This is a genomic window from Paenibacillus sp. LPE1-1-1.1, from assembly GCF_040676435.1.
Lineage (GTDB): Bacteria > Bacillota > Bacilli > Paenibacillales > Paenibacillaceae > Pristimantibacillus.
The window spans coordinates 670,651-692,133 of sequence record NZ_JBEGHY010000012.1 but is presented as its reverse complement, the minus strand read 5'-3'; the positions used below and the strand labels follow the sequence as shown (position 1 = coordinate 692,133).

Annotated in this window: 14 protein-coding genes; 4 read left to right on the top strand and 10 right to left on the bottom strand. The window is 48.4% G+C overall.

The genetic code is table 11. The features are described 5' to 3' along the window. Positions 1-148: 148 nt before the first annotated feature. From MRBLPE1_RS13535 to MRBLPE1_RS13520, 4 genes are all read right to left on the bottom strand, one after another. Positions 149-2,671: a GH39 family glycosyl hydrolase gene (locus tag MRBLPE1_RS13535; protein ID WP_364146044.1), complete on the bottom strand. Its 2,523-nt coding sequence runs from the start codon at positions 2,669-2,671 to the stop codon at positions 149-151. A gap of 168 nt (positions 2,672-2,839) precedes the next feature. Next, positions 2,840-4,519, bottom strand: a complete 1,680-nt coding sequence (locus MRBLPE1_RS13530) for an ABC transporter substrate-binding protein (protein WP_364146042.1) — start codon at positions 4,517-4,519, stop codon at positions 2,840-2,842. Positions 4,520-4,625: 106 nt separating this feature from the next. Next, positions 4,626-6,233: a response regulator gene (locus MRBLPE1_RS13525; RefSeq protein WP_364146040.1), complete on the bottom strand. Its 1,608-nt coding sequence runs from the start codon at positions 6,231-6,233 to the stop codon at positions 4,626-4,628. Then, positions 6,211-8,049 (bottom strand): sensor histidine kinase, encoded by a 1,839-nt coding sequence (locus MRBLPE1_RS13520; RefSeq protein WP_364146038.1) that lies wholly within the window; start codon positions 8,047-8,049, stop codon positions 6,211-6,213. Before MRBLPE1_RS13520 ends, MRBLPE1_RS13525 begins: the two co-directional genes overlap by 23 nt. A gap of 143 nt (positions 8,050-8,192) precedes the next feature. On the opposite strand from MRBLPE1_RS13520, the gene MRBLPE1_RS13515 reads away from it, so the two are divergent. Beyond that, the gene (locus MRBLPE1_RS13515) at positions 8,193-9,143 is read left to right on the top strand and encodes an ABC transporter permease (protein ID WP_364146036.1); all 951 of its coding nucleotides are present in this window, start codon (positions 8,193-8,195) and stop codon (positions 9,141-9,143) included. Positions 9,144-9,158: 15 nt separating this feature from the next. Further along, positions 9,159-10,031, top strand: coding sequence for a carbohydrate ABC transporter permease (locus MRBLPE1_RS13510; RefSeq protein ID WP_364146034.1), 873 nt, complete (start codon positions 9,159-9,161; stop codon positions 10,029-10,031). A gap of 1,082 nt (positions 10,032-11,113) precedes the next feature. Here the strand turns inward: MRBLPE1_RS13510 and MRBLPE1_RS13505 are convergent. Beyond that, positions 11,114-12,271, bottom strand: a complete 1,158-nt coding sequence (locus MRBLPE1_RS13505) for an MFS transporter (RefSeq protein WP_364146032.1) — start codon at positions 12,269-12,271, stop codon at positions 11,114-11,116. 219 nt (positions 12,272-12,490) lie between these two features. Between MRBLPE1_RS13505 and MRBLPE1_RS13500 the strand changes: the two genes are divergently transcribed. Continuing rightward, entirely contained in the window at positions 12,491-13,456 is a 966-nt protein-coding gene (locus MRBLPE1_RS13500) for a hypothetical protein (protein WP_364146030.1), read from the top strand. 616 nt (positions 13,457-14,072) lie between these two features. Here the strand turns inward: MRBLPE1_RS13500 and MRBLPE1_RS13495 are convergent. The 5 genes from MRBLPE1_RS13495 to MRBLPE1_RS13475 all read right to left on the bottom strand — a co-directional run bounded on the left by MRBLPE1_RS13495 (position 14,073) and on the right by MRBLPE1_RS13475 (position 19,395). Next, the gene (locus MRBLPE1_RS13495; RefSeq protein WP_364146028.1) at positions 14,073-15,122 is read right to left on the bottom strand and encodes a Gfo/Idh/MocA family protein; all 1,050 of its coding nucleotides are present in this window, start codon (positions 15,120-15,122) and stop codon (positions 14,073-14,075) included. A gap of 18 nt (positions 15,123-15,140) precedes the next feature. Next, complete coding sequence (locus MRBLPE1_RS13490) at positions 15,141-15,869, bottom strand: ThuA domain-containing protein (protein WP_364146027.1); 729 nt, start codon at positions 15,867-15,869, stop codon at positions 15,141-15,143. Between the two features lie 24 nt (positions 15,870-15,893). Next, the gene (locus MRBLPE1_RS13485; RefSeq protein WP_414698886.1) at positions 15,894-17,453 is read right to left on the bottom strand and encodes an extracellular solute-binding protein; all 1,560 of its coding nucleotides are present in this window, start codon (positions 17,451-17,453) and stop codon (positions 15,894-15,896) included. 94 nt (positions 17,454-17,547) lie between these two features. Then, positions 17,548-18,462: a carbohydrate ABC transporter permease gene (locus MRBLPE1_RS13480; protein ID WP_364146024.1), complete on the bottom strand. Its 915-nt coding sequence runs from the start codon at positions 18,460-18,462 to the stop codon at positions 17,548-17,550. A gap of 18 nt (positions 18,463-18,480) precedes the next feature. Beyond that, a complete protein-coding gene (locus tag MRBLPE1_RS13475; protein ID WP_364147281.1) occupies positions 18,481-19,395 on the bottom strand; it encodes an ABC transporter permease in 915 nt (304 codons plus the stop codon). Positions 19,396-19,736: 341 nt separating this feature from the next. Between MRBLPE1_RS13475 and MRBLPE1_RS13470 the strand changes: the two genes are divergently transcribed. Beyond that, entirely contained in the window at positions 19,737-21,473 is a 1,737-nt protein-coding gene (locus MRBLPE1_RS13470; protein WP_364146023.1) for a sensor histidine kinase, read from the top strand. The last annotated feature ends 10 nt before the right edge of the window (positions 21,474-21,483 follow it).

Genomic DNA, 21,483 nt, shown 5'->3' with positions numbered 1-21,483 from the left:
GTTTACAAAACTATTATAAGCAATACTGCCTATATCCAATAGGCAGCGGCTTGTCGACTTTTATAGTCATTTTTAATGTGTTTTTGCAACTTTTTTAATCAAGTAAATGATTCGAGGTTAAAAAATGACCCATTCGATAAAGGTTTGTTTAATAGAGGGGAATCAACTCTATCAGCGCCACGGCGTGCGGCTCTAGCACCGTATCGAAAGTAAAGCCATGCTCAGCTTCAACCGTTTGCACCGATCTCTCCGGTACGGAAGCCGTCTTGATGTATTCGATATCCTCTGCCGATAACGGCTCCGGGGCTCCCATCTCCACCCATTTATCATAGGAGCTTCCATGTTTTCGATTAATCCTATGCGTGATCATGCGATATTTCCCATTCGCAATAGCCTTTAGCTCAAAAGCCATTTTCAAAACCTTCTCGTCCTTAAAACCGTTGTAGCGATTTGTTTCATCAATAAAGGAGGTGTCGCCCAGCGCATACAAATCATCGAAATGGCAATAGTTATACGCGAGCACCTGGTACCCGCCGCTGCTAGCGGTCACGATATAGCCTTCCTCGCGAGCAATCAGCCTATCGCCCAGCTTGGCCAGCAAATCATACGCATACTGGGCTGCCTTTGGAACTCCATGCTGGGCAACGAGACCAAGGCCGCCGTGGAACAACCGCGGGGATGCAACGGTTTCTTCTATATTATCGCTAAGCACCCAGTAACCGAAGCCTTGAATATCATCGAGATTTTCCACCAGATTTTTCACGATATAAGCCGCTTTATACAAGGTATCATTCGTCAATTCCCTGTGATATGCCGTTGAGTTCCATTCCGTCAAATAAACCTCCCGGTCCGCGAGGCCTTGCTCCTTCAGAAATCCAACCTCATGGATGAGCTTCTCCTTCAGGTAATTCGGATTAGGCGAGATACGCCGGAAATGATCCTGTAATTGGCGGTACGGAGCCAGCTGCATCAGCTTGTTCTGCCAGTCGTCCATCATGTCGTCAATATGCTCATGCGGGTAAAAATGCAGAGGTATAAAGTCCGGCAAGCAGTCGTTTTGTTTGCAGAAAGCGAAAAAAGCTTCGCTAAACGCGAAAGAGCCAAAGGTGATGATTCGGCCGGGAGCCCCGATTTGGAGCCGCGCGGAAATGCTTTTGATCGTTTGGAAGGTTCGTTTATACATCTGCATGTACTCCGCCTCGGTAGCTGGCCAGAATGCAGGAAACTCCGGTTCATTCCAAAATTCGAACTTCCAGCTTTCCACTTCCGGAGCTCCGTACCGATTCATGCAGTGACGGACGAAATGACGGACCATTTCGCACCATCGGTTCAGCGATTTAGGCGGGCTCGTATAGCTGGCTTTGGAGAAAACCGTTTGGCTTGGGTCAGCAGCCAGCTTCGAGGGCATAAAACCTAATTCTACGAACGGCTTTAAACCAATCGACAGCAAAAAATCAAACAGCTGGTCTACGAAGCGAAAATTATAGCGCGGTTCCCCAGCCTCATCCTCGTCATACAGCATCATGGCATCATCAAAAATACCGTGAAATCTGATATTCGAAAAAGGGCAACGCCGCTGTAAGTTACGCAGTTCCCGCTGCACATCGGCATGCAGACCTTCTTTTGCTTTGCCTATAGTGATGACCGTTTTCCATGTATGCTTAATCGGCTTGCCGATTGTTTCCATATCCACTTGATGCGTCACCGAATGCAGCGGCTGCACAGGTGCTTGTGAAAAGGATTGGCCGCGCTGCAAATACTGATTAATTATGCCCAAAGCGCTCGATTGATTGAACGCCAAATAGTTGGAGGACCATTTCTCCTTTTGCTCATAAATGTCAGGCCGGTACTGCTTGCGGTATTCGGTCGGCGTCAACTCGTACCGGTTTTTAAATGCGGCATAAAAGGACTTGGCGTTTGGAAAACCATGCTGCATAGCCAAATCGGCAATCGGTGTCTCTACATGGTGCAATAAAGCTTCTACTGTATTTTTAAGCCGAATATTCGTCAAATAAGATTGAAAGTTCAATCCGATATTTTCGCTGAAAAACTTCGATAAATAAGGCACCGACAAAAACTCGCGCTCTGCCAGATCCAGAAGAGAGACCGGCTCCCTGTAATGCTCGTCAATAAAGGTAATAATGCGCATCATACGTTCCATATATTTCTCATTCATGGCGGCGCTCGCCGCTTCCGCCTTGAATTGCTTCATTAATATCGATAAAATCCCCAGCATCCTGACCTGCATGTCTAGCTCATACGACTCGCCTTTCTTGTGAATCAGCTGAACCATCTCGGCAAGCAGCTGGCGCATGCGGTCCATGGCTTCTCTTTTGTTTGGGCCCAATTGGCTGGAATGGCAATCGAATTGAATCTGTTCTACCCCGCTGATGTAGGTTTTAAGAAAGGAGAGCGGAATTTGATAGGTTGCAATGATGTTGAGATCGCGGCCGATGACCTCATGCACATGCCATGAATTGATCACCAGCACATCCCCCTCGGATAGCGTGGATTTCTCGGCTCCTACGGTAACCTCCAGCTTTCCGCGCAGCACAAAAATAATTTCAACGCTGTTATGCCAATGGCTGGGTACATAATTCACGCTATGCAGCGAAACGTCAAACGGCAGCATTGTCCCCGTCTCAACCAGCTCGTACTTGGAATTACCCATCTGATGCTCCTTTCGGACTTCCCCTCAATAAATGTGCCGGTATATGGTTAATTATAACTCATATCCTTGGTTGGCTATGCTCCTGTTTTCAAACCGCAATTGGAAAAAGCCAGCAAGATCATTAAGATGATCTTGCTGGCTTTCATTTTTTAACGATTATTGCTTTTGTTATTTGGAAACCGACTTGAACCATTCATTCACTTCGGTCGTAATTTGGTCGCCTCCGTTTGCTTTCCAATTGGTTACGAAGCTGTCAAAAGCATCAATCGGCAATTTGCCGTAAATGATTTTGTTGAACGTCTCCAGCTCGGATTGGCGAAGCAGGCTCCATTTTGAAATCATCGTTGGCGTCGCCGCGCCTGTAAAGAAGTTTTGCTTGCGGATATCGATCTGCGACATCACGACTTTGGCGGAATACCAGTTTTCCGGTTTACGGAATTCGGCAGTCTGCTTCTCGTAAGGCGTTTCCGGCGCCGCGCCGTCTGCAAGCTTAACCAGTGTTTTCATATAAAGGTCTGGGATACGGGCCGGACCGGTAATAAAGGCAAACTCATTGTTAAAGTCTTTGATTTTGTCTTTGTTATTGGTCGGTTGTCCGTCCACTTCGTCCCAGTCATACCCTTTGGCAAAACCGTATTCGAACTTGCTTCCGGCTGCAGGGTTAGCCAAATTATCGAGCAGGTAATTGTAGTACAGGAAGAACGCTTCCGGATGCTCGGCATCCTTGTTAATCATAAAGCTGCTGTTCACGCCTGAATTTTGCCATTTCGTACCGATTAGGCCGTCAGGACCTGCCGGGATCGGATACGCTTTGTATTTAGAGCCTTTTACGTTTTTGAGCAGATCCGGTGCCGGCCAGTCAGGAACCCAGTTTGCGCCCGGCAGAACGCCCGCTTTTCCGTTTGTCCAAATTTCGGCTGTTTTGCCTTCGTCCCATAATGCCGCATCCGGATGAATATAGCCTTTTTCCATCCATTCCTTCAGCTTGGCGAGCGCTTGCTTCGCTCCCGGGTTAACGGAACCGTACTCGAGATTGCCGTTTGCGTCCTTATTCCATTGCTCTTCCACCGCGCCATAGGCGCCATAAAGCCAGTCGAGCGAACCCATCCACGTGTTCGTGTTGTTTTTCAAAGAAATCGCAAGCGGATAAACGTCACTAGGAGCGAGTCCGTCCGGATTCTGGTTTTTAAATTTGTCCAAAATATTATCGAGGTCCGCAATCGTTTTAGGAGCTTCCAGGTTCAGCTTCTCCATCCAATCCTCGCGCAGCCACAAGAGCGTGTCGTCATTGTCGGTATATTCTAGAATCGGTACATTCCACTTCTTGCCGTCCTTCGTGAAGGGATACCATAATTCCGGATGCTTCGCGGCATGGTCTTTCCATGTCTGGTTGGCATATTTATCGAACAGCTCGTCAATCGGCAAAAATTGTCCGGAATCGATCAGCTGATTCGTCAAGATCGGGTCGGTCGGCACAAAGACGAAATCCGGAAGTTTCTCGCCGGAGGCTATCGCAAGCTGAAGCTTCTGCTTGTATTGGTCGTTGCCTGCCGGGTACCAAGTATCCTTATGCTTCATGCCGAACTGCTCCAGCATCCAGCGGTCATGGACATTGTTTTCCTTGGTGTCGCCATTCGTATACTTTCTCGGCATAATGACTGTGCTGATTTCAATCGGCGGATCATATTTTCCTTTTGCAAACGCGGTATCAGACTCTGACTCAGCGGCTGTATTCGTCGCGGTATTCTCTGTGCCTTTATTCTCGTTCTTGCCGGTATTTCCGCTGCAAGCACTTACGATGAAGGCCATAGCGATGAGCAGCACCCATGCTTTTCTCCGTTTATTCATGTTTCAGTCCCCTTTGAAGTAAGATGATCACATAAGCTACTTTACCAAGCAGCAGGGGAATGCATCTATATGACTTTGTTAGTTTCCATAGGACTCTGTCATGTTGTTAGGAGCCGATCCGATAGTCCTGCGGCGTTACGCCAAACTGTCGTTTGAACACCTTGATGAAGTACGCCGGCTCCAAATATCCGATTTCCGCGCTGATTTCATACACCTTTTTGTCGGTCGTTTTCAGCAGATGGCAGGCCCGTTCCATACGAAGCCGGGACACGTAATCGCTAATTCCTTCGCCGGTTTCGATTTTATAGATTTTGGACAAATGCGTCGTATGCAGGTTCACATGATCGGCAAGCGCGCGCAATGACACGTCCAGGTGAAGGTTTTTTTCCGTAAACGCCTGCACCTTCTTCACATAATGGGAACGGATATCGTTCACCTCATTGGCTGTTCCCGCTTTCAGCTTGCCAAGACCCGTTATAGACCAATGGCGAAGCTTGCTGATGGAGGTGAAGGCTTCCCCGCTCTGCAAAAACTCCATGTCCTCTCCTAACAGCTTGGCCAGCGAAAAGCCGTTTCGATGGGCATAGTGGGTAAATGCCGACGCGATCAGAAAGCCGGCCTCCATGCAATGCTCCCATGAATCGGACCATTTGAGATCAAGCTCCGCGAACACCTGCTGCAGCTTTTCCTCCACGGCATCCCAGCGTCCGGCCTCCAGCAAATTGTTCAAAGACGGCGGGCTGTGGATCGCATCCAAAGCTCCCTCGGATACCGTTTGCTCCAGATCGCTGACGCGCATAACGAATTCGCGTTCATCCCCGACAATTTGGCGGAAGGAAGCGGCAGCCTTCCGGTAAACATCAGCAAGCTGCTCCGGGAAACGGAACGTCTCGGTGATTACGATCGAAAGCGAGCCTTTCAAAAATTGTTTGACCTTTGCCTGCAGCTGCACGGCCAGCTTCTCCAGCAGCATTTCCTTCTTGACTGCCGGGTCGTCTCCCTTGAACTGAAGCAGGAAAGCCAAGTAGCCATGCTCCTCCCTGACCCCCCAAACCTCCGTAAACTCGCCGAAAATTTCTTCCGCTATGTTGATAATCGCATATTCCATCAGCTGCTGGCCGTTGTTGCGGTACTGCCCGAACTCCTCCTCCAAACGGACGAGCAGCAGCGCGCAATCCCCGAACCGGATCGGCAAATGGTAATTTTCCAGCTTACGGCTCCATTCATCGGCAGGATACCTCGTTCCGCGAAGCGCATCAAGCAGCAGCTGCCCCCGCAGCAGCGGAAGGTTCTCCCGCAGCGTATACTCCGTGCGTTCATGGGAGCTGATGCTCTCCCATTCCGCTTTCAATTGATCGATTGCCGTCTTGACCGCTCCGAACAATTCCTGGTCGGTCGGCGGTTTCAGCAGGTATTCAACGGCTTGATGCCGCACGGCCTCCTTGGCATAATCAAAATCGGAATGGCCGGATAAAATAATGCATTTGATTCGCTTATCGCTGGCCCGGACTTGTTCTATGAGCTCGATCCCAGTCATTTCAGGCATTAATATATCCGATATGATAATATCAATCGGCTGGGTTGCTATGATCTGCAGCGCTTCCTGCGCGGAATAGGCTTTATGGACCTGTTCGATACCGAGCGTATGCCAAGGCTTGTGCATCGATAAATTATCTACCCAGTGGGCTTCATCATCTACTATGATCAATTGCATGTAACGGATCTCCTTGTATGTTGGGATGATAGCGCTTCTCTTCTTCAATGGGCATTTGCCATATGATTTCGGTTCGGAAGCCTCCTAGAGGCGATTTGGTAAAATGCAGATAAGACCCATCTCCGAACTGATGCATTATTCGCTGATTCGTATTCCAAAGGCCGCAGCCCATTTCCTCCTGCAGCGGCTCCTTCATTTTCCGGTTAAGCGCGTCCTGCTGCTCCGGATTCATGCCGGGACCGTCGTCATCGATGTATATTTTGCACAGACCTCCCGAAACCTCGCCCCGGATGCGAATTTCTCCCGATGAATAGGACTTTCCTACGCCATGAAGGACGGCATTTTCCACAACGGGCTGGATCAACAAACGCGGCACCTGCTGCTTCAGCATCTCATTCGGGATATCGATCGTGTAGTAAATTCTTTCATTGCGCAGCTTCTGAATGTCCAAATAATTGACGATCAGCTTGATTTCTTCCTCCACGGAGCCGGTTTGCCGCTCCATTCGAGTCGTATAACGGTAATAAGCGCTTAAATTATAAGCCATCGATACGACCGCCTCCTCCTCCTTCATCTGGGCCATATTAATAATATAGCCCAGGCAGTTATAGAGAAAATGGGGATTGATCTGCGCCTGCAGCTGCTTCAGCGTCGCTTCCCTTGCCCGCAGCTTCTCGCCGAGCACCTTCTCGACCAGATCCTGGATTTGCCGCGACATTTCATTGAACCGGTAAAAGAGAAAAGCAAACTCGTTGTTGACATTCTCTTTGATCTGTACCGAGAAATCTCCGCGCTGCACGCTCTGCAAGCCGCGGATCAGCTTGATGATCGGACGCTGCACGTTCCGGTAAAGCAGCACGGATGCGGATATCCCGACCGCAAACAGCAAAGCCATCGACAAGTAAAAGAGATTCCGGCTAAACGATATCGGTCCGAGCATCTGGTCCAGCGGCACGATATCGACCAAATACCAATTCAGCTGCGGCGATTTCACCGCGCTTACCAAATAGTTTTTACTGTCCAAGCGGACGACCTCCTGCTCGGTCCCCCCAAGCTGCCTGCCATCCAGAAAACCAACCAGCTCGCCAGCCAGCTCCTTGGATGCGCTTCGATTCAGGATCGGCGCCTCGCCTTTGCGGTAAAAGATCGGGTCCCCTTGTCCTCCCGCTTTATATGTATCCAGCATATTCTCGATGTTCTCATGGCCGAAGCTCGCATGCACAACTAGATTGCTGCCTTTAAGCGCGCCTTGATGGCCGAAGGAATCGGTATAAAACCAATGGAATGATTTTTGGTCGTCAGGCACGCTCTCCCTGCCGTCGCCGTATGTCCATTCACCCGTCATGTTGTTATTCAAATATGCTTCGTCGTATTTGACCGTATCCTTATTGTTGGATATCGCTTCTTTGTTTTGCTGCGAATAAACCGTATACGTAACCGGCCAAATGGTCGTTATGCCCGACTGCAGCATCATCTTCTCCTGCACGACGTATTTGGTCTGCATCCGGTCATAGAGATCGTCCCAAATATTTAACCCGTTGAACTTCTCGACATTCGGATCCTTCGAGAACGTAATGACGAAATCGACCGTCTGATTGATCCGCGAATCGATTTGGCTGGACAGAAAGGAAAGCTGCTTTATATTGGAAGCTCGAAGCTCCTTGCTGATAATACTCGTTGCAATCTCGTTAGAATAAGTGAACAGAATAATGATCGGAATAAATAAGACCAGTATCAATATATTCATTTTGGCAAAAAGGCTGTACCTCGGCCCCATCTTCTTTTTCACGTACGCTGCGCTTTGGCGTAGTACCATTGTTCGATCCCCCCGGCTGATCTGCCTAACAAAAACCTATGAATCCTAACATTGTCTTATAGTTTCGCGCGGATGCACTTTGTTACTATTTATATCAGGGTTTCAAGTGTTACACAAATATGATTTTACGGAAAGGGAGAATTATGGACTCTAATACCCTATTGCAACCAAACCCTAAAGCTGCCCAGAAAACGAAAAAGAACAGCGGCTACAAACAGCCGTGGATGCTGCATTTGATGGTGCTTCCAGCTGTGCTGCTGGTTTTCATTTTTGCTTATCTTCCCATGTCCGGGCTTGTCATGGCGTTTCAGGATTATAAGGCCGGACTCGGCATATCCGGCTCGCCGTGGGTCGGACTCAAACATTTCCGCTACATGCTCGAGAATGAGTATTTTCTGCAAATTACGTGGAATACGCTATTTTTTGCCTGCTCCAAGATCATTATGAACTTGATCGTTCCGTTTATTTTCGCCTTGCTGCTTAACGAGGTACGGAACATGGGGCTCAAAAGATCGATCCAAACGCTCGTCTATTTGCCTCACTTTCTTTCTTGGGTTACGCTCTCCGGCATTCTGATCGACGTGCTTGCCCAGACCGGACTGATCAACCAGTTCCTGTCGAGTGTATTCGGCATCAAGCCGATTTTCTTCCTCGGCGACGGCTTCTGGTTCCGGTTCACGATTATTTTCAGCGATGTATGGAAGGAATTCGGCTTTAACACGATTATCATTCTCGCGGCGCTTGCCGGCATTAATCCGGCTTTATACGAAGCGGCCGAGGTCGACGGGGCGAACCGGATCAAGCAAACGATGCATATTACGATACCGGCGCTTATCCCGATTCTCATCGTGGTCGCGACGCTCGCGCTCGGCAACGTGCTTAACGCCAATTTCGACCAAGTGTTCAACCTATACAGCCCGCTCATCTATCAGCAAGGCGATATTATTGACACATTCGTATACCGTGAAGGCTTGCTTAGCGGACAATTCAGCTTTGCGACGGCTGTCGGCTTCTTCAAATCCTTGATCAGCTTAATCCTGATCGTTATCTCCTACCGTCTTGCCTATAAATTCGCCGGCTACAGGATCTTCTAGAAAGGGTGACTGCTCATGTATCACAAAACCATGTCTTACCGCATTTTCAGCCTCTTCAACAATGTGCTGCTCACCGTCATCTCGGTTATCTGTCTGCTGCCGTTGTACCATTTGCTGATGGTGTCCTTAAGCTCGTCCGCTCCGGCTAACGCCGGACTTGTCACCTTTTGGCCGGTTGGCTTCACCTTCGAGGCTTATTCCAAAACCTTCGAGAACGCCAACTTCTTGTCTTCCCTTTGGGTATCGGTGCAGCGGACCGTTCTCGGGACGGCGCTTGCCATGGCCGTAAACGCCGTGGCCGCCTATGCCCTCTCCAAAGAAACCCGCATCTTCCGGGCGCGGAACATCTATTTATGGTATTTCGTCGTGACGATGCTTTTCAGCGGCGGATTGATTCCAGGCTATATTCTTATTCTCAAGCTTGGGCTGATGAACACGCTGATGGCGCTTATTCTTCCAGTCACGGTATCGGTATATAACGTTATTCTGCTGCTCAATTTCTTCCGTACCGTGCCGAAAGAGCTGGAAGAGGCAGCCTTCATTGACGGCGCGAGCCACTTAAGAAGCTTTATCTCGATTTATCTGCCGATCTCCATGCCGGCCATTGCAACGATCTCGTTGTTTACGATGGTTATGCATTGGAACGCTTATTTCGACGGCTTGATCTATATCAAGGAATCGATGGATCTTCCGCTTGCCAGCTTCCTGCAGACCGTTATCGTACAGGCGGATATGAGCAAATTCGATCCGTCGATCGTCGCGAACAAATCCCAGCGTACGCTTCGGGCTTCGCAAATCTTCATCGGCGCCCTGCCGATTCTGCTGGTTTATCCGATCCTGCAGCGCTACTTTGTCAAAGGGATCGTTATTGGCGCGGTAAAAGAATAATGGGACGGCTGTAGGAGCAGAGGCTCCGCTACTATCACTTCGACCTCACTCATTACAGCGATACCGGCGACTTCCCCCGCCTTTGTCGAACCGAACAGCCGGCAGACGACTGTGCTGGCTTTCAAATTAGTGAAATAGCAGGAAACAAAACAACCAACATGCCTTGTGGGCACGTTGGTTGTTTTATTTTTGCATCTAGCGTTAGAAATCGAGATGATTATGTTTCATATCGCTTCTACTGCTTTGCTTGTACTCCTTTGTTTGTACTGCTATGTTTCTACTCCTATGCCTCTGCCCCATCCAATCAATTAGCTGGAATTTCTCCAATTAAATGACCGCGCTTTAGTCCACAATTTAGATTAGATGGATTTTCTCCTGTTAATTCGGTGGTTTTCGCCAGGTTCAATGGTTTAGTTGAAATTAGCTGGAGAAATTCCATCTAATCGCTTGAAATCGTCGATTCTCCTCAATTTAACGGGAGAAATTCCATTTAAATAATATGATTTGCGTAAACGCTGGGACGGAACGAGGGAGGGGGGGAGAACACTTCTGCTTTTCTTCCACGATTACACTCTACTTCTTAGCTGTATCTGCTCCATCCTACTTCCCAGTCCATCTGCTTTGTTTCTACTCCTATGCCTCTGCTCTCTGCCCCATCCAATCAATTAGCTGGAATTTCTCCAGTTAAATGAACGCGCTGCAGTCCACGATTTAGATTAGTTGGATTTTCTCCTGTTAATTCGGTGGTTTTCGCCAGATTCATTGGTTTAGTTGAAATTAGCTGGAGAAATTCCATCTAATCGCTTGCAATCGTCGATTCTCCTCAATTTAACGGGAGAAATTCCATCTAAATTATATGAATAGCACAAACGAGAGGATGGAGCGAGGCAGGAGGGAAAGGTTTTGAACACGAGGAGGAACCGCGCCCCCGCCCCCCGATTTATTCCTTATTAACTGCGATACTTTCCTTTAAACGAGCGAGGATAGGGAAGAGCAGCGGCCGAAAGTTCTCACCCTCTTCGTGGTAGCGGCAACACGAAAGCAAGCGTTACCTGTGATTTACAGCATCACACTTGTTCGGCTTATCCCGCTTCTGCTTTTCCCTTTTTCTCATACACCCGATACAAAACCAGACCGAACAGCATACCGGCAAAAGACATCGCCGCTATCGTTAGGTAAAGCGTTTTGGCACCGAACAAACCATAGACAGAGCCTCCTAAATAGGAAGCCAAAATGCCTGATACGCCGAAGAAAAGCAGCGCCAGCACCGTCTGCCCCGTAGCCCGCCATTCCACCGGCACGATCCGGTACAGATATTGAATCGCCGCGGAATAAAAGACCGGGAACGTCAGCAGCTGCAGGATTTGCAAATACGCTAACATATGCGGATCGGTAATCCACGCCGAGATGAAAAACCGGATGAAGAAAAACGCAGACGAAATGGATATTAGCAGCATTTCCTTCCCCTTGCGCAACCACCAGAAGCTTAAAGCAAATACCAATATTTCACTTCCTGCCGCCAAAAAGAAAGCCAATCCGACCAGCTCGGGACTCCCGCCCAGTTCCCGGATGTAAATGCCGAGAAACGTATCGTTCATCCGCGCCGGAACCGAGCAAACAAAGATAAGCATGAGAAACATCAGCGTTTCTTTATTGCTTATGAAACGCTTCAAGCTGCTTAAAGTGACGGGATTGCCTGTAACCGGCACATCCGGCATCAGCCAGCTTACGACTAAACTGATGACACCAATGGCAGCAAAGAGCATGGCGAGACTGCCCGCTCCGAAATAAGACATCACGTAACCCGTGAGCAGCGAAGTGACAGCGTATCCCAAGGCTCCGTACGTACGGATCGAGCCATAGCTAACGCCCGATGCCTCGGATATCGAGAAGTTGAGACTTTCCGTTAACGGATCGATCGGCATCAGGAAAAAATACATCAGCATTGCAAACAAAATAAGCAAAATAAAATGACTGGAGCTGTAGAGCGCATAACCGAGTATGCTGGATAAAACGAGCAGCAGCAGCAAGATTTTGCGAATGGTCTTCGTTCTATCGCTAATCATTCCCCAAAGCGGCTGGGTGATGATCGTAACAAAACCCCCTGTACCGATGATGAAGCCAATTTGCGCCGGTTGTAAGCCTTGTTCATCCAAATAGACAGGCAGGAATGTAATAAACATGGAAAGTAAGGCAAAGTACAGAAAGTTAAAGCTTCGTAGTAATCTTAGTGCTTGCATCTGCTTAAAGACTCCTCGCAATTTATTGAATCAGCAGTAACCTTTATGTTTATATCGATGAGGATGCCGATTAATTTTGTTTAGTATAACAGATTAGCCGTCAATCCCTAACTATTCGCAGGAAAGAAATCAAATGTAGTTGCATTGAGGCATTTACCATAATATGTTACTGTAATTCTATGAATAGCCAATGGTATTCGGATACTAGGAGGCGGATTTTTGAAAAATACAATTACGCCGCAGTCGGCTCAAAAACAGGCGGCTGTATCGCAACAACCCCATTCTTCACCAGCATCGCATACGATGCAGCTTGCATCCGCATCATCAGGAGCCTATACGGCGGCACAGCTCATTCAGCTGCAGCGAACCATCGGAAACGGCGCCGCGCGGCAGCTAATGAAATCCGATGGTTCAGCGAAACCGATTCAGAGAATGACAGTAGATGATGTTCCAAAAAAAGAAGCAAAAAAATTCAAGAAATTGCGGGAGCTATACGGAAACAAGCTTGGTGTACGTTCTACGTTATATGACTACCACGATGAGAGTTTCGATCGGTTATTAGAACTTGCCGACGATCTCGATGCATTGGAAAGCAGTATTAACGCTCTCGTTATAAAAGCGGAGAAAACGAAAGAAATTCGAACAGCAAAAGCCGAAGAAGAAGCCTCCGCCCCTAAACCTGAACCAAAAAAAGCGGAAGAATCAAAGACTGAAGCCGTAGTGACGCCGAAAAAAGAAAAGAAGAAAAAACCGCCTAAGGTTAATCATGCTGCCACTCTATTCACCGGGGCATCGAAGACCGTTCAACAGGCTGTCGACGTTCAAAAGGTAGCTACCAATCCCATCATTAAAAATTGGATTAAAGGAAAACCAGCCTCTGCGACCATTACGGAGGAAAGCATAGAAGTTAAAGCAGAAACCGTATATATTTACGCCACCGTGAGAATCTCAGACAATTCCGTTCCGGGCATGCCGCAAATACACGTCTACCCGATTGAAATTCATTACCACCCGGTGCCTACCTCCACCAATTACTTACATGTTAAGAGGAGCGCCGGTTCCGATGCCGGAAATACAGTTACCAATGTCTCATGGTTGATCCCAAGAGGCAATAACACGCTTCGCGACGCCGTAGCCGCATGGAATTCAGAGAATCCTGGCAATCCGTCCACTCATGCCTGGTAGCCTTCAAAGCAATCAGTATAATAAGCGCCCAAGCGTAAACGAGTGATGCCGTCCTCTGTGCCAAAAGCTCGTTTCTCGGAGATATAGAAACAGAATGATAAATCAAAACCGAATAATTCTTATATATTAAAAAATGAAGATGTCTCTGACAGCCCAGCGCCTATCGGAGCCATCTTCTTTGTTTTCCGTACCTGTCCTTATGGCTTATTATTCTAGTTTCTCCATTACAGTAGACCATTTAGCATGCAATCAAGCAGCACCTGCGCTAAATTCTAATGCAGAAAGTACAACAGAACTCTCACATGGCACTACACTGGAGAAGCTACGCTGCAGAAAATACAGCAGAAATCTCCCTCAACCAGATAAAAAAACCTAAAATGGGCGATTCAATTGTATAAACTGCAATGTAGAGCAGATGATACCGCGCCAGGCGTATTTCTGTTGCACAGACTTGATTGCCCGATTGCCCGATTGCCGGATTGCCGAATTGCCCCGCCCTAAATGGAATGAGCAGTAACGCCAGCCTATGCTAAGGCTGCTGGCGGGATATACCGCAAAAAAACAGCCGCTCCACAAGGAGCAGGCTGCTTTCTCTAAGTGCTGTATCCGCATAAAATTATAGACGTATGGCTGCTTTCGATTCACTTGCCCTGACAATGGCGTCCAATATCTGCTGGTTGCGGTAGCCGTCCATAAATCCCGCTATGCCATCGGGGACACTCCCCTCGAGCAGAGCCGTGAAATCGGCGTATTGCGTTACTTTGCAGTACTTAGGCACTTCGATCACGGTCTTCGCAAGCTGTCCGGGCGCTTCCTCGCGGATCCAAACCAAGTGTTCCGGATGCTGCGTTGACGCATGGATCGTACCGGTGTCACCGTAGATGGACACCTCGTGCTGATTGCCCGAACCGATGGCGTTGCGTGTCGTCTGGAAGACGCCCATGGCGTCTCCCGTCATCCGCGCCTGGAAGCTCGCGAAGTCGTCGACCTCGATTTTGACTTTATTCCCGCTTGCGGGATCCTGCCGTTCGGGAATAATGGTATGCAGCTGCGCCGACAGCTCTTCGAATTCTCCAAAGAGAAAGCGTGCCATATCAATCATATGCGAACCCAAATCGCCAAGCGTCCCCGTACCGGTAATTTCTTTGTTGAACCGCCATATATAGGGCACATTGTTTGGTGCCGCGCCCCATCCCTGCAAATACTGAATGGAGAAGCTGCGGACCGCGCCAATCCTTCCTTCCCGCAGGAGCTCCCGTGCGTAACGGAAAGCCGGCGTATAGCGGTACGTAAAAGCGAGCATCGCCGGAATCGGCTGCTGTTCGTACAATTCAAGCAGCGGCACAGCTTCTTCGAACACGCGGGTAAACGGCTTTTCTGCCATGAACGGCTTCCGCGCCTGCAGGCACGCCCTGATAATATCCGCATGGACATTGTTCGGCGTGACGGACACCACGGCATCGACATCCGGGTCTTCAATCAAGCCGTTATAGTCGGAATAACGCTTCTCGGGAGCGATAGCGAGCTGCTCCCCGACTTTGACCAACGCTTCTTCGTACACGTCGCTCACGGCAATCACCTCAAAACGGCCCTCCGCGTTCATCCACCTGATATGCTCTTGGGCCATTCCTCCCAAACCGATCAAACCGATACGGAACTTTCTCATCTTTCTCTCTCTCCTCCCTTAAGCTTTCGAACGTATCGGTTCCAGCGGCGACGCATTGCCGTATACGGGTTCGCTCGCGTTGCTTGGCGCTGCCCAGCGTACGCCGTTTGCGATTACTTTCTGGATTTCTTTATTGTGATAGGTCGGATACGTCTCATGGCCCGGACGGAAATAGAAGATTTTCCCTTGGCCCCGGTGGTACGTGACGCCGCTGCGGAACACCTCGCCGCCTTCAAACCAAGAGACGAATACCAGCTGGTCGGGTGCCGGGATATTGAAATGCTCGCCGTACATCTCCTCTTGCGGAAGCTCGATATATTCGCCTAGCCCAGATGCGATCGGATGGGCCGGATCGATCACCCATATCCGTTCCTTTTCGTCCGCTTCGCGCCATTTCAACTGCCCGGTCCTCGTGCCAAGCAGTTTGGCGAAAATTTTCGAAGCGTGCCCCGAGTGCAGAACGATCAGTCCCATTCCTTTCAGCACCCGATCATACACCTTCTCGACGACAGCCTCTTCCACCTCATGATGCGCCAAATGTCCCCACCAAATTAATACATCGGTCCGATTCAGAACATCATCCGTCAAACCGTGCTCCGGCTCATCGAGCGTAGCCGTTCCTGCATCATAACCGGCTTCTGATAAAAATCCGGCAATCGCGCCATGAATGCCATCCGGGTAAATTTCACCTACGAGCGGATTAATCCGCTCGTGGCGATTTTCATTCCATACCGTTACCTTTACCATCGCTAGCATGCTCCTTCATGATTATTACTTGACGTCTAAGTAACGCTCATAAGCGTCGGTACGAATCTCAACAAGCCGTTCCAGTCCCATCGCATTAAGCTGCTTGATATACGCATCCCATTCTTCGTCGATGTTTCCTTTGGTTATCCACTGGGCGCGTGTCGTCTTGACATAGCTGTCGATATCCGTAGTAAGCGTAGGCAGCTCCTGGAATTCTTCCGCGCTGTACATTACATTCGGGAATGGCTCGGTCACATACTCGTTGCTCAGTTTATCAATGACGAGCTTCAGTCCGTCACCGGTCTTCTCGTCCAGAATAATATTTTTCTCGAAGCTCGGGCTTACGTATTTCGGTCCGAAATCCCGCAAGGATTGCTCCCAGTACCAAGCATCCGCGCTTGTGCCTTCCGGAGGGGACATCAATGCGTAAGTGCCGTCGTCATTTTTCTGGATTACCGTGCCGATTGCACCCCAGAAATTTTGAATGCTTGCTTCATTGGTGTAGAACTGGTCTGCCCAACGTGCCGCAACTTCCGGATGCTTGCTGGAAGTCGTGATCAACAGCTCGTTGCGTCTCAAGCTTAAGCCTACCGGATCCCCTGTCTGGTACCGGTTTCCGTCCGGTCCAGCTATTGAAGGAATGGTTGCATATTCATCTTTCCATTTGCCGAAGACGGCGTCCGGTATCCATTGATTGGAGAAGCCTATAAGAGCGGCGTCGGGATTTTGCTGCTTCGCCGTCGACATCGTGTTGTCCTGCGTGAACAGCTCCTGATCGATCAAGCCTTCCGAATACAATTTATGCGCCCATTTCAGGCCCTCTTTGTATTCGTTGGAAGCGGGATAGAATATCGGATCGCCTTCCTTAAGCATCATGCTGTTGCCGTTCAAATCCGTAATGCCGAATGGGTTCAGAAAATCCATGCTGATGTCGACCGAACCGCTAAAAGGAATTTCATCCGCTTTTCCATTTTGGTTCGGGTCTTTTTCTTTGAATGCTTTGAACACATTGTACAGATCCTCGATATTGCTTGGAATATCAAGGCCCAGGCGCTCCAGCCATGCTTTATTGATGACAGGCTGCATCGTAGTCATAGGCCGCGAAGGCAGTCTTGCAGGAAGCGAATACATCTTTCCGTCCGGGAACGTGCTAATTTTCTTCATCTCAGGCGTTTCTAGCAAGGCAGCTTTCAGATTCGGCATGTATTCATCGATATAATCATCCAGCGGAAGGAAATAGGTTAAGTTGTTTACGATATCGGAATCCGAAAATACGTTGTCGCCAAGTATGATATCCGGCAGCGTGCCGCTCGCCAGCATAATCGACTTTTGCTCGCCCCAGTCATTGGAGGACATGACCTGCCAATTGATCTTTACGTTGCTCTCTTTCTCAAGGTCCTGCAGCCATTTATTGCTCTTGAACGTATCGCCCATATTGCCCCAACGAACGGTCAACACGTCCAGCGTGACGGGAGCCGCTACGATCGGCAGTCCTTCTTTGTTGAAATCGGAGCCTTTATCAGCCGGTGCATCCTCGGCTTTGCCTGCGCAGCCAATCAGACTGAACAGCATGGTGAAGCTCATAAGCAATATAGCCAGCCGTCTTTTTCCCGTTGTTTTTGATTTGATACCCATTCGAAAATTCCCCCTCGACCTATTTTGAAATCATCCGACAGGCTTACTTTACGGCGCCGATCATCACCCCCTGGTTGAAGTACTTTTGCACGAACGGATACAAACACATAATCGGCAGCGTAGACACAATGATGACGGCATAGCGCATCAGATTGGCAAGGCGCAGGGCAACGACCGCCGCTTCGCCTGTCCCCAGGCTCGACTGCATCTGGTTCGTAATCAGGATGTTCCGCAGCACGAGCTGCAGCGGATACAAATCCTGGTCTTTCAAGTAAATGAGCGCATTAAAATAGGAATTCCAATAGCCTACGGCCGTCCAAAGCGCCAAAACCGACAGGATCGCTTTGGACAGCGGCAAAACGATTTGAACGTAATATTTCAGGTTGCCGCACCCGTCGAGCTGCGCGGCTTCCCATAAATCGCCGGGAATGCTGGACTGGAAAAACGTTCGAGCCACGATGATATTGAATACGGCAACGGAGAAAGGCAGCACCATGACGAGAAACGTGTCATACATATGAAAGTCCCGAATCGTCAGGAAGGTAGGGATTAGACCCCCGTTAAAAAACATCGTGAAGATAAAAAACATCGTGATGGCTTTGCGGCCGACAAGGTCCTTTCTGGAGAGCGCATACGCTGCCGAGACATTGATCGCCAAGCTGATTAACGTCCCAGCTGCCGTGTATAAAATCGTATTTTTGTAGCCAATCCAAATGTTCGAATGCTTTAACAGCTCCTTGTAGCCATCCAATGTGAAGCCTTTCGGGAATAACCACATCTTGCCGTTAGCGACCGCAGCCGGATCGCTGAATGACGCCATTACGATAAAATAAAGCGGATATACGATGATGATCAGCATTAGCGCCGCAAACAAATATATTAACATTTCCATGACGTCCGGGGTACGCCTTTTTCCTTTCGGTAAAGCCGGCTTCGCCGCCGCTTCCAGTGCGTTCATCATGATCCTTCCTTTCTGTTACCACAGGCTGTTTTCGCTGTATTTTTTCGCCATTTGGTTGACAAGAATCAGCAAAACGAAATTAATAATCGTATTGAACAGGTTGATCGCCGAGGAAAAGCTGTATTGGCTGCTAAGCATCCCGATTTTGTATACATAGGTCGCAATCACCTCGCTCGAGGATATGTTCAAGTTGTTTTGCATGAGATATACCTTTTCAAAGCCCACGCCCAGCAGTCCACCGATCCGAAGAATCAGCAAAGTGATTGCCGTCGGGAGCAGCATGGGTATATCAATAAACCGAATTCGCTGCCAGCGGCTTGCTCCATCCACCTTCGCCGCCTCGTAAAGGCTCGGATCGACCGCCGATAAGGCCGCAATGTAGATGATGCTGTCCCAGCCGGTATGCTGCCAGACATCCGTCCAAACATATACGCTGCTGAACCACCCGGCCGATCCCATCAGGTTCGGTGCTTCAGCTCCCAGCAGCCGGTAAATATTTCCGATCAGGCCATTGCCGGGTGAAAATAAGATCAAGATCAGGCCGACCATAACTACGGTAGAAATGAAATGCGGCATGTAGGTGACGGTCTGGAACAATTGCTTAAAGCGGTTTACGCGCATTTGATTGATCATCAGCGCCAGCATAATCGGGATCGGAAAGGTCGCTATGCTGTAAAGGCTAATGATCAGCGTATTTTTTATCGTGATCGAAAATTGATAGGAGTTGAAAAATTTCTCGAAATACTTGAACCCCGCCCAAGGGCTTTCCATGATTCCCAGAGCTGGACTGTAATCCTTAAAAGCAATCAGCACGCCGTACATCGGTTTATACGAAAAAAGCAAAAGCAGCACCACTGCAGGCAGCAGCAGGATGTACAAGCCCCAGTTCTTTCTTATCCGCCCGAATGTGTGCAGCATATTGCCATTCATTTGGCTGGTTTTCAAAGCGTTCCCCCCATCCTTCATCTTTCTCCGTCCATGTAGTTGCCACTCTCTCCCGCCTCTTTATTATAGAACCTTCTTTTTTAACAATGCGGACTTCCCAGAACGGTTATTCGGACTTTTATGGGGAAAATGGCAGATAGGCTTGTCCGGCAAACCCTGATGATTACCGCAATGATAACGCTATCCAGACTTTCTATGGTTCATTTCGGACTTTGGATCAAAAAGGAAACAATCGGTATGTCTTATTGCTCAGCATTGGCATTATAATAGGATTTACTAACAGATACAGCCGTTTTCTCAGCTAATCCGGAAGGAAAGGACTCTGAATGAGACATATGACAAAACGAACGGCAGGCAAATCCTATCCGATCAGGCACTATGTTAAAGTGATGCTTTTGATTCTCATCTCTGTACTAGTACTGGATTGCGTTATCAGCTTTTCGGCAATTTCAATCGTAAAGCAGCAAACCACCCGATTTTTGCAGGATACCGCCAATATGTACATCGATCGGATCAACCTTGATTTTTCCAATATCAACCAATATATGGGTTGGACGCTCGCAAACGACGAAAACGTAAAAACCATGAACAAATTTCGTCCGGACGACAGCGAATTTATAAAGGCGAATACAGAGCTGTATAAGCGTTTTTCCGAGCTTCAAAAAAATTATAATCAAAAATATAATTTCTTTGTCTACCTAAAGGACCAGCAATACTTTTTGAATACCGCGCCGACAAGCCTAAACTATTCCGATTACCTGGAATTAAAAAAGCAGATATTTACCTACGTTCAAGATAAAAACCTATTTGAAAAGTTTTATTCCAATTGGTCTCCTATCCTTATCAATGATCAATATTTCATCATTAATATCGTGCCTTATTATGAAAGCTACATGATTTGCCTGATTTCCGCCGATAACCTGATCCGTCCCTTGCAGCAGATCGATCAAGAAAGCAACGGCCTTGTTTCCTTGGTTGATCAGAACGGAGACATCATCGTTAACCCGAAATCGGAGGAAGAAGCGGCAGCCCTGAAGGACGCGGAGAAGAAGTCCATTCTGGACCTGGCGCAAACCAGAACCACCGTCAGCGGGCAATTTGCAAACGCAACCTTCGGCGTAGAGATGCTTATGAAATTCGGAGCGTTTGAAAAAATAATGATTGCCCAGCTGCTCATTATGCTCCTGGCTGCCATTGTCGCTTGTTCCATATGCGGGATCATGGTCTATTTCAATATCCTAATCCTAAGGCCCCTTAAAAAATTTTCGTATAATCTGACGCAGTTTAACGAGGACAGCAAGCCGCTCGATCTCAAAATGAATAAAATCGTCGAGCTCGAGTATGCGAACAAGCTGTTTAAAAATCTGCTCGAGCAAATTAAAATTTTCAAAATCGATATTTACGAGCATGAGCTCGAAAAACAAAGAATTCAGCTTGAATACATGAAATTGCAGATCAAGCCCCACTTTTTTCTGAACTGCTTAACGAATATTCATAGCATGGCCCAGATGCAGATGCATGAGGAAATTCAAAGCATGGCCATTTCAACATCCAATTATTTTCGTTATATCTTTCAGAACGGACAGGATTTCGTGAGGCTGGAAGATGAGATTAACCATGTCCGCATTTATTTGGAAATCCAAAAACACCGTTATAGGGATGCGTTTACGTTCCATATTGACCAGGCTGACGGTACGGGCCATTTGAAAATTCCGCCGCTTGTCCTCCAAACGTTTATCGAGAACTCGGTGAAATACGCCGTTTCGCGTGTAAATGAGGTGCAAATCCAACTGGCTGTCGACTTGAAAACGGATTCGGAGGAGGAGACGGCTGTCATTCGCATCTCCGATACCGGCCCCGGATTCACTACGGAAATATTGGAACGGCTTGAGAGCGGATTGCCTTTGGATCAGTCGGACGGTAATCATATCGGTATCATGAATACGCTCGAGAGGCTGGAATACTTGTACCGCAGCAAAGCGAGCATCCATTTCTCCAATGCGGAGACTGGCGGCGCTTGCGTAACGATCTGCCTTCCCCATCCCCCGCAGGATAAGCTGTGAAAGGAGCAAA

Bases quoted from the DNA above. Each gene is read 5' to 3' on its own strand.
- MRBLPE1_RS13535 (WP_364146044.1), bottom strand. From the start codon at position 2,671: ATGGGTAATTCCAAGTACGAGCTGGTTGAGACGGGGACAATGCTGCCG.
- MRBLPE1_RS13530 (WP_364146042.1), bottom strand. From the start codon at position 4,519: ATGAATAAACGGAGAAAAGCATGGGTGCTGCTCATCGCTATGGCCTTC.
- MRBLPE1_RS13525 (WP_364146040.1), bottom strand. From the start codon at position 6,233: ATGCAATTGATCATAGTAGATGATGAAGCCCACTGGGTAGATAATTTA.
- MRBLPE1_RS13520 (WP_364146038.1), bottom strand. From the start codon at position 8,049: ATGGTACTACGCCAAAGCGCAGCGTACGTGAAAAAGAAGATGGGGCCG.
- MRBLPE1_RS13515 (WP_364146036.1), top strand. From the start codon at position 8,193: ATGGACTCTAATACCCTATTGCAACCAAACCCTAAAGCTGCCCAGAAA.
- MRBLPE1_RS13510 (WP_364146034.1), top strand. From the start codon at position 9,159: ATGTATCACAAAACCATGTCTTACCGCATTTTCAGCCTCTTCAACAAT.
- MRBLPE1_RS13505 (WP_364146032.1), bottom strand. From the start codon at position 12,271: ATGCAAGCACTAAGATTACTACGAAGCTTTAACTTTCTGTACTTTGCC.
- MRBLPE1_RS13495 (WP_364146028.1), bottom strand. From the start codon at position 15,122: ATGAGAAAGTTCCGTATCGGTTTGATCGGTTTGGGAGGAATGGCCCAA.
- MRBLPE1_RS13490 (WP_364146027.1), bottom strand. From the start codon at position 15,869: ATGGTAAAGGTAACGGTATGGAATGAAAATCGCCACGAGCGGATTAAT.
- MRBLPE1_RS13485 (WP_414698886.1), bottom strand. From the start codon at position 17,453: ATGAGCTTCACCATGCTGTTCAGTCTGATTGGCTGCGCAGGCAAAGCC.
- MRBLPE1_RS13480 (WP_364146024.1), bottom strand. From the start codon at position 18,462: ATGAACGCACTGGAAGCGGCGGCGAAGCCGGCTTTACCGAAAGGAAAA.
- MRBLPE1_RS13475 (WP_364147281.1), bottom strand. From the start codon at position 19,395: ATGAATGGCAATATGCTGCACACATTCGGGCGGATAAGAAAGAACTGG.
- MRBLPE1_RS13470 (WP_364146023.1), top strand. From the start codon at position 19,737: ATGAGACATATGACAAAACGAACGGCAGGCAAATCCTATCCGATCAGG.